An 8,524-nucleotide genomic window follows, 5' to 3' on the forward strand; every position below is an offset into this window, starting at 1 on the left:
CTGGATGAGCTTGCTCGTCAAGTGGGAGCAGCTGACCTTAAGTTTGATGATATCAAGGTAATGGTTCGCCCTAAGTCTAATGTGGTTGCTGCGGGAACAACGTACGAAGCTGATTTATTTATTGCAGCTTCTTCTAGTGCGGCAGCTCCTAAGATGCTAGTGAATGGAAAGCCGGTTCCGGTAGAAGGCGGTATGGGAAAAATTAAATTTCCAGCCAGCGCCAGTAAGTATGACAAAGACAATCGGGCGGAGCAGAAGTTTAAGGCTACTATTCAGATTGATCAGGGTGCAAACTCAGAAACGTACGAAGAAACGTTCTCATATTTTGTAACCAAGCCGGTTATTCAAATACAGTCGCAAGCAATGCAGGCACTGTATCTGAATTGCGCGAATGATTTACAAGTAAACGTACCGGCTCTAGGGTCTACCTATAAGCCTTCGTTTACGGCTAGTGGCGGAACGGCTATTGCCGGAGCTAAAACCGGTCAAGTAACAGTTATTCCTAAGGCAGCGAAGGTTAGTCTATCTGTTAGTAGTAATGGATATAAGATTGGTACGGAATCTTTCCGGGTGAAGCCAATTCCTAAGCCAACTATTGAGGTGCTAGGACCGGGTAATAAGCCCGTGAATTTAAAGCAGGGCGAAGCCGCTAATCGTTTACGCAGTATTACTTTAAAGGCAATGCCTGATGCGGATTTTGCCAGTGTATTACCGAAGGAAGCTCGCTACCGAGTAGTAGACGCTGAGATTTTCTTAGCACGAGGAAGTCGTCCTATAGGTAAAGCTAAATACAATGCTAGTAACGGAACAGCGAGTCTTAACGGCATCATCAGCAAGGCTAAAGCAGGCGACCGTATTGTAGTGGATGTGAAAAAAGTACAGCGTATGAACTCGCGCAATGAGCGGGAAGATGTACGATTGGGCTCATCAGCCTCCACGATTACTGTTCCTATTAAGTAGAAACAGACTAAACAATAGTAGACCAGATTAAAACTGGTCTACTTCATTAAAAACAGGTGTTATGAAGAGTATTAATCAAATTGTAAAACAGTTCACCGGAGCGGCGATTGTTGCACTATGTGCGACTGGTGTATCGCACGGTCAGGCGAACGATGGTTACAACCAGGAAGGCTTCAATGATAATTCCATTAGGCCTATTCACACTTCCGATCAGCTATATCGGACTCGGGTGTGGCGACGGATGGACCTAAAAGAAAAGCAAAACAAGCCATTTTTCTCGGAAAATCGTTGGATGACTCGGGTTATTGTTGAGTCGGTGATGAATGGAACGTTGTATCCTTACATCAACGATTCAGTATCAACTCGGATGTCTAAGGAACAGTTTATTGAAAATATGACTATTCCGATGGATGGTCCCGCGCTAAGCGAAGAAGAAATTGCGATGGGTTTTGGTCAAGAAGAATCTGCTGACGATGGTTGGGGCGATAGTGGTAGTAGTAGTGACGACGGCTGGGGTGATACTAGCTCAGGTGAAGGAGCTGAAGGAACTGATTTAGGTTCATCAGAAGCAACAGCATCGCAGACCGAGAGTTACTTATTTGCTCCTAAAGATGTATCTATCGTTGAGATAGTAGAGGACGTTATCTTTGATAAAGAACGAGGTCGTCAGTATTATGATGTGCAAGCGGTTACATTGATTCTACCGCCCGAAAACTTTCCAAATACTGGATTGTTAAAAGAAGTCGCCTCTTTCCGATACAAAGATCTGCTTCGAGTATTTAAGGAGAATCCAGAAATTGCAGTTTGGGTTAACCCGCGCAATAGTGCTAGGAACCTTAATTTAGAGTATGCTTTTGACTTACGTTTATTCAACGCGCACATTGTGAAGTACTCTAATCCGGATGATGAGCGGATTGTAGATATGACAGAGGGGAACAAGCGGCAGGCTTTACTAAAGTCGTTAGAGTACGAATATGATATGCTAGAGCGCGAACACGAACTTTGGGAATATTAATTACTTTCCATAACACAAATGTTTTTTAGAAAAGGAGTCTTCGGACTCCTTTTTTATTGGCTTAAAGCTTCTTTTAAAGTTTTTGCTTTAGAAGCTCCTACCAATTTCGCTAAGTCTTCCTCCGAGGTTGCTCGAATATTTTTTACTGACTTAAAGTTTTTCAGCAGTGAGAGCGCTGTCTTCCGACCAATACCTTTAATATCTTCCAGTTCGCTACGCAGCGCGGCATTTGATCGTTTTTTCCGATGAAATGTAATAGCAAAACGGTGGGCCTCGTCGCGTACTCGCTGAATCAGCTTGAGCGATTCTGACTTTTTATCAATATGCAAGGGGTACGGGTCACCCGGGGTGTAAATTTCTTCTAACCGTTTGGCAATGCCAATAATGGGAATGTCACCGTAAACTCCCACATCTTTAAGTGCTTGACAAGCTGCTTTAAGCTGACCTTTGCCACCATCAACCACAATAAGATTCGGAAACTCAAGGTCTTCCTCCAGCAGGCGTTTATATCGGCGAAACACAATCTCATACATAGAAGCAAAATCATCTGAGCCAACTACCGTTTTGATATTGAACTTACGGTAGTCTTTTTTAGAAGGTTTGCCATTTTTAAAGCACACCATTGAGGCTACTGGATTAGAGCCTTGCAAATTAGAGTTATCAAAACACTCAATATGCATCGGTGGCTGCTTGAGCCGTAGATCTTCCTGAAGTTTTAGCACTACCCGACTAACTCGCTGCTGGTATTCTTGTACCCGATTAACTCGTTCGCGCTTATAATAAAGTGCATTCTTGATGGACAGATCAACGAGTTTACGTTTATCGCCAATTTTGGGTATAGTTATCGTAACTCCATTCAAAGCAATGGGAACTTCAATGTTAGACAAAACCTCTTTGGTTGCACTTAAGTAACGTTCCCGAAGTTCTACCATCATCAAAGCCAAAATATCTTCATTACTTTCATCTAGCTTCTTCTTTACCTCAATCGTTTTGGTTAGAATTATAGAGCCTTTATTAGCCTTCAGATAGTTGATGTACGCAATCTGGTCATCCGAAACAATGGTAAATACATCGGTATCGCCCAGATGAGTATTAACTACAATGGATTTGGCTTGGTACTTTGTTAGTAGCGAAAGTTTCTCCTTAAATTGCTGGGCTTCTTCAAACTCAAGATTTTCCGCAGTCTGCTGCATCTTCTCTTTAAAGTAGGTGCGGGCTATACTCATATTGCCCTTCAAAATATTAGTGGCCTGCTGAATATCTTGGTTATAATTAGCTTCCGCCTGTAAACCTTCGCAGGGACCAAGGCAATTGCCGATGTGATATTCCAGACAGACCTTGTACTTTTTGGATTTAATATTCTCCTCGGACAGATCGTAGCGGCAAGTGCGGAGCGTATACAGGTTGCGAAGTAGATCTAATATATTATTCATTGCCTTCACACTGGCAAAGGGACCAAAATATGTGCCTGCATCAGGAATGCGCTGGCGAGTAGGAATTATGCGAGGAAACCGCTCATTGGTCAGTAAAATAAATGGATAGCTTTTATCATCTTTTAGTAAGATATTATACTTCGGCTGATTCTTTTTTATCAGGCTGTTTTCCAACAGTAGTGCATCGAATTCCGAATTGACAATGGTGAATTCAATCGTCCGGATTTCTCGTACCATCTTCACCGTTTTGCGGTTGGTGTTTTTAGACTTGGTGAAGTAACTACTGACGCGCTTTTTTAGACTTTTGGCTTTACCTACGTAAATGAGGGTGCGGTCAATATTGTAATACTTGTAAACCCCTGGTTGGTCGGGAAGCAAGTTCACTTGATCGGGCGTATAAACCGGTATTTCCATGCCTAAAAACGATAAATTAATCCCAAGCTATTGGGGGTAAACTGTACTGAAGACAGCAACGTAAACAGTTCACTGCTAGGATATTGTACGATCTTATACAATACTGCATCAAAGAGCAACAGAAAACCGCCTTGCAGTAATAATGACTGTCCGTAGCCTTTCCAGCGTTCTGTCTGGGCTGATTCGCGTCGGCTGCGCTCTAGCAAGTAAACCCCCCCAGCTATGTAAGCCACATCCAGTCCGGCGTTCAGTAATAGAAGCTTTTCTATACTATGCTGTTCCTGAATGCTTTCAGCAAGTGAGAATGTTGAAGGATCAACCGTAGCTGCGTTGTAGTATCCGAACCCTGCTAGCCCAATATTCACCACATTCCAAAAAACATTCATCTGATGAAAATAGTAGTGACTACCCGAAGTATTACCCATTAGTGCCCCGCTTACTCCCATATTGCCAATCGCCCATCCGCCTAGCGTGAGCATTCCAATTCGGGTTATTTGCAATCGCTGCTCGTTGTAATTAGCTAGTGCATCAGATTGGGCCTGTACTTGGTCAACTACTATAATCAGCACAAATAGCAAGAAAAATTTCTTCATAGGTAAATTTCGAATGAAATGATGCGAAAACTGCCCCCATAGAACTCATCCTATTCTTGATTGTTACTTAGAAAATTTGATAGCTTTGCGTATGAATATTGCAGAAAATATCCGGCAGTTACAACAGGAGTTAGCTTCTAGTGAGTGTAAAATAATTGCAGTAAGTAAAACCAAGCCGGTAAGCACGTTGATGGATGCGTACGAAGCCGGAGTGCGGGATTTTGGTGAGAATAAGGTGCAGGAAATGGTAGAAAAGTACGAGCAGATGCCTAAAGACATTCAATGGCACATGATTGGGCATTTGCAGCGTAATAAGGTAAAGTACATTGCTCCGTTCGTGCATCTGGTTCATTCGGTAGATAGTATTCGATTGTTGGAAGAGATCAATAAGCAGGGGGCTAAGCACCATCGAGTTATTTCGTGCTTGCTACAAGCGCATATTTCGGAAGAAGAAAATAAGTACGGCTTTACCGACGAAGAAATATTTCGCCTTATTAGAGATGAAACTATTCAGCATTTGAAATATGTACAAGTAGTTGGCCTAATGGGAATGGCAAGTTTTACCTCTAATGAAGCTAAAGTGCATAAAGAATTTGAACACCTAAAACTGCTGTTTGATGCTCTGAAATACAATGATGAATTACCCGATCAAATTCGGATGGAAGAAGTTTCTATGGGAATGAGTGGCGACTACCGAATTGCCATTAAAGAAGGGAGCACGATGGTGCGAATTGGTACGTCTATTTTTGGCGAACGTAATTATCAGAAGTAATGCAAAAGTTTATATTACTAACGGCAGCAAGTTTAGGAGCATTATCAGTAATGATCGGAGCATTTGGGGCTCATGCCTTACAAGCAACTTTGGAGGCAGGTGGCCGAACAGCCACGTTTGAGATTGCCGTAAAATACCAGTTTTATCACACCTTAGCTCTGCTACTTATTGGTTTGCTAATGTTTCGGGTGCAAGATAAACTGCTGGACTATGCTGCGCTGTCTATGATGGGTGGTATTCTGGTTTTCTCAGGTTCGCTGTATATACTCTGTCTGAGCGGAATACGTTGGCTTGGTGCAGTAACTCCGGTGGGCGGACTGTTATTTATAATAGGTTGGGTATTGCTGCTGGTAGCCGTAGCTAAGAGTAACCTGTAATTATCCTTCGTACGCCTTCCGTCCTACAATACTTCTCCCTAACGTAATTTCATCGGTATACTCCAGTTCACTACCAATGGGTACTCCTCGCGCGATAGAGGTAATCTTTATGTTGTAAGGCTTCAGTTTCTTAGTAATAAAGAAAGCCGTGGTATCGCCTTCCATTGTAGCACTCAGGGCAAGTAACACTTCTTTCACTTCCGAATCATCCGTATTCATGCGCTGAAGCAAACTGTCGATGGCTAAATCGCCCGGAGAAATTCCGTCTAACGGAGAAATCACTCCGCCCAGCACGTGGTATAGTCCTCGATACTGCGAAGTGTTTTCAATGGCGATTAGATCGGTCGCGGTTTCTACTACGCAAATAATGCTACGGTCCCGCTGGCGGTTCTGGCAGATAGCGCAAACGGGGGCATCCGCAATATTATGGCAAATCTGACAGTATTGAGTTTTGGTTCTTAGATTAACCAGTGCATCGGCTAAGGACTGGGTGCGGTCTTCATCCTGCTTAAGTAAATGTAACGCTAATCGTAAGGCTGATTTCTTGCCAATACCCGGTAGTTTGGATATTTCGTTAACAGCATCTTCAATTAGCTTGGAGGGATATTCCATAAGAGAGGTCAGGTGAATAATTAAGGTTAAAGTAACCTATTTTCATTCAAAAAAGTGCAGCGAAAACAGCTACTGTATTTCCGCACCAATACCCGCATCATGAATAGCGTCTAGCATTGGTTTTAGCTCTTCCAGCGTACCTTTCTTGACAGCGCATTTGCCTTTGTAATGAATAATTAGGGTACACTGCTCGGCTTGTTCATTCGTATGCTTGCACACCCGGATGAGTGTATTGATTACATGATCAAAGGTATTATAATCATCATTAATGACCACTAAATCCCGTAAGTCCAGTAATTCTTCGTATACTTCGGTTTCTACTAAAACGTCTTCCTGTATTTCGTAATCCATCTTCTGAGCGTTTTCTCAGCAGTAAATTTAAAAAAAAACTACCACATTTGTTCACTTACATCTACTAACTCATGTCGCCAGAATTAGTTTTCATTGTTATTGCGGGGTACTTTTTACTATTGTTATCAATATCTTACTTCACCTCTCGAAATGCCAATAGCGAGACGTTTTTTACCGGTGATCGGCAGTCTCCTTGGTATTTGGTGGCCTTTGGTATGGTGGGGGCTAGCTTATCGGGTATCACGTTTATTTCGGTGCCGGGCGAGGTAGGAAATTCTCAGTTTACCTACTTACAATTTGTGCTAGGATTTATTCCGGGCTACGCCTTTATTGCCTTAGTACTCATGCCACTGTACTACAAATTGAATCTGGTAAGTATTTACGGATACTTAGAGCAGCGATTTGGATTCTATGCCTATAAGACCGGAGCTTTCTTTTTTCTATTGTCGCGGGTTATTGGAGCTTCATTACGATTGTTCATTGTAGCGGGGGTACTGCACATTGCATTTTTTAGAGCACTTGGGCTCCCATTCTGGCTTACCGTAGTGGTTGCAATTGCGCTCATCTGGTTGTACACCTTTCGGGGAGGAATTAAAACCATCGTCTGGACGGATACTCTACAAACGTTTTTTATGCTCGCTTCCTTAGTAGTTAGTATTCTGCTGATTAAAAACGAATTGGACCTTTCGCTTGGGCAATTGGTATCGGTCATTCAGGAGAGCGATATGTCACGCGTTTTTGTCTGGGACTGGCAGGAGCCGACTAACTTTTTTAAGCAGTTTATTGCTGGAGCTTTTATCGCCATTGTCATGACGGGGCTAGACCAGGATATGATGCAGAAGAACCTAACCATTAAGACATTAAAGGGTGCTCAAAAAAATGTGTTGTGGTTTACGGTAATATTGGTTTTTGCTAATATATTATTTCTATCGTTAGGGGCTTTATTGTATATCTACGCTAATGAAATTGGATTTGCTATTCCCGAACGATCCGACAATCTTTTTCCTGCACTAGCGGTCAACCAGTTTCAGGTTTATGCGGGAGTAATCTTTCTGCTGGGAATCATTGCGGCGGCGTATTCCAGTGCCGACTCAGCCCTTACTGCTTTAACTACTTCTTTTTGCGTTGATTTTCTGGGTATTGGGCGAAAGCGGGATGAAATACGAGATGCAGCTAAGGAAAGGATTGATAAACGTACCCGCAAGCAGGTTCATATTATGTTTTCGTTCATACTGCTAGTCGTAATCCTGATCTTCAATTATATTAACGATGAGAGCGTAATCATGGCGGTGTATCGTGTAGCTACTTACACCTATGGGCCATTATTGGGATTATACGCTTTCGGGCTTTATACCAAGTGGCAGGTGAAAGATCATTTTATTCCTTGGGTAGCAATATTGTCACCACTCATCTGTATCATGCTAGATCTCAACTCAGAAGTTTGGTTCAATGGTTTTAAGTTTGGATTCTTCATTCTAATTATAAATGGAGCAATTACTTTTTTAGGGTTGTTCCTGATTCGTGACCGCACATCGAGTACCGCTGCTTAATCCAGACGGTGCCATTTTTTTTGATGGAGTTTATTAACCGCTAATTCCCGGTTAGAGTAGAGAATTTTGTAGGTCTCATGGTCTTGCAACAATAATTTGTCTTTGCTCATATACTGAAATATCTGTTCTACTACATCTTTTGACTGATGCCGAATCCGATAATACACAAACTGATCTACCTGTCGGCTGTAGACCAATCCGGCATTGCGTAGGTAGCTAAGGTGGCGGGAAGTTTTGGTTTGAGTAAAATCTAATACCTGTTCTAAATCAGTAATGCACATTTCAGTTTCTTGGTACAATAAGTGAAGGATGCGAAGCCGAGCTTCTTCCGAAAATGCTTTAAACAACTGTAGACCAAATCCCAAACTAAAGTTTTTTACTCGCATAGACCTGCTATTGAAACTCGAATGTTGTGTTTTTTGTGTTATCTTTAACAGTAGTGTAGCG

The 8,524-nt window shown here is 42.3% G+C and carries 10 protein-coding genes; 5 read left to right on the forward strand and 5 right to left on the reverse strand.

All coding sequences use genetic code 11. The features are described from left to right. Together WBA23_RS16845 and gldN are read left to right on the forward strand one after the other, a co-directional pair. Nucleotides 1-960, forward strand: a 960-nt coding sequence (locus WBA23_RS16845) for a GldM family protein (protein WP_424583452.1), incomplete at its 5' end; no start/stop codon positions are given. Nucleotides 961-1,021: 61 nt separating this feature from the next. After that, a complete protein-coding gene (gene gldN, locus WBA23_RS16850) occupies nucleotides 1,022-1,975 on the forward strand; it encodes a gliding motility protein GldN (protein WP_424583453.1) in 954 nt (317 codons plus the stop codon). 53 nt (nucleotides 1,976-2,028) lie between these two features. Here gldN and uvrC read toward each other — a convergent pair whose 3' ends face one another. Then, a complete protein-coding gene (uvrC, locus tag WBA23_RS16855) occupies nucleotides 2,029-3,822 on the reverse strand; it encodes an excinuclease ABC subunit UvrC (protein ID WP_424583454.1) in 1,794 nt (597 codons plus the stop codon). A 2-nt stretch (nucleotides 3,823-3,824) separates the two neighbouring features. Beyond that, the gene (locus tag WBA23_RS16860; protein WP_424583455.1) at nucleotides 3,825-4,415 is read right to left on the reverse strand and encodes a DUF6992 family protein; all 591 of its coding nucleotides are present in this window, start codon (nucleotides 4,413-4,415) and stop codon (nucleotides 3,825-3,827) included. Nucleotides 4,416-4,506: 91 nt separating this feature from the next. Between WBA23_RS16860 and WBA23_RS16865 the strand changes: the two genes are divergently transcribed. Then, nucleotides 4,507-5,187: a YggS family pyridoxal phosphate-dependent enzyme gene (locus tag WBA23_RS16865; protein ID WP_424583456.1), complete on the forward strand. Its 681-nt coding sequence runs from the start codon at nucleotides 4,507-4,509 to the stop codon at nucleotides 5,185-5,187. Continuing rightward, nucleotides 5,187-5,564 (forward strand): DUF423 domain-containing protein, encoded by a 378-nt coding sequence (locus WBA23_RS16870; protein ID WP_424583457.1) that lies wholly within the window; start codon nucleotides 5,187-5,189, stop codon nucleotides 5,562-5,564. Before WBA23_RS16865 ends, WBA23_RS16870 begins: the two co-directional genes overlap by 1 nt. Here WBA23_RS16870 and recR read toward each other — a convergent pair whose 3' ends face one another. Both recR and WBA23_RS16880 read right to left on the reverse strand, forming a co-directional pair. Beyond that, nucleotides 5,565-6,176, reverse strand: coding sequence for a recombination mediator RecR (gene recR, locus WBA23_RS16875; RefSeq protein WP_424583458.1), 612 nt, complete (start codon nucleotides 6,174-6,176; stop codon nucleotides 5,565-5,567). Between the two features lie 69 nt (nucleotides 6,177-6,245). Further along, entirely contained in the window at nucleotides 6,246-6,527 is a 282-nt protein-coding gene (locus tag WBA23_RS16880; RefSeq protein ID WP_424583459.1) for an ATP-dependent Clp protease adaptor ClpS, read from the reverse strand. 71 nt (nucleotides 6,528-6,598) lie between these two features. Between WBA23_RS16880 and WBA23_RS16885 the strand changes: the two genes are divergently transcribed. After that, entirely contained in the window at nucleotides 6,599-8,077 is a 1,479-nt protein-coding gene (locus tag WBA23_RS16885) for a sodium:solute symporter (protein WP_424583460.1), read from the forward strand. Here the strand turns inward: WBA23_RS16885 and WBA23_RS16890 are convergent. Then, nucleotides 8,074-8,463, reverse strand: a complete 390-nt coding sequence (locus tag WBA23_RS16890; RefSeq protein WP_424583461.1) for an ArsR/SmtB family transcription factor — start codon at nucleotides 8,461-8,463, stop codon at nucleotides 8,074-8,076. The genes WBA23_RS16885 and WBA23_RS16890 overlap by 4 nt on opposite strands. Nucleotides 8,464-8,524 lie beyond the last annotated feature (61 nt).

Origin of the sequence: Tunicatimonas sp., from assembly GCF_049647865.1 — a bacterium.
Taxonomy (GTDB): domain Bacteria; phylum Bacteroidota; class Bacteroidia; order Cytophagales; family Cyclobacteriaceae; genus Tunicatimonas.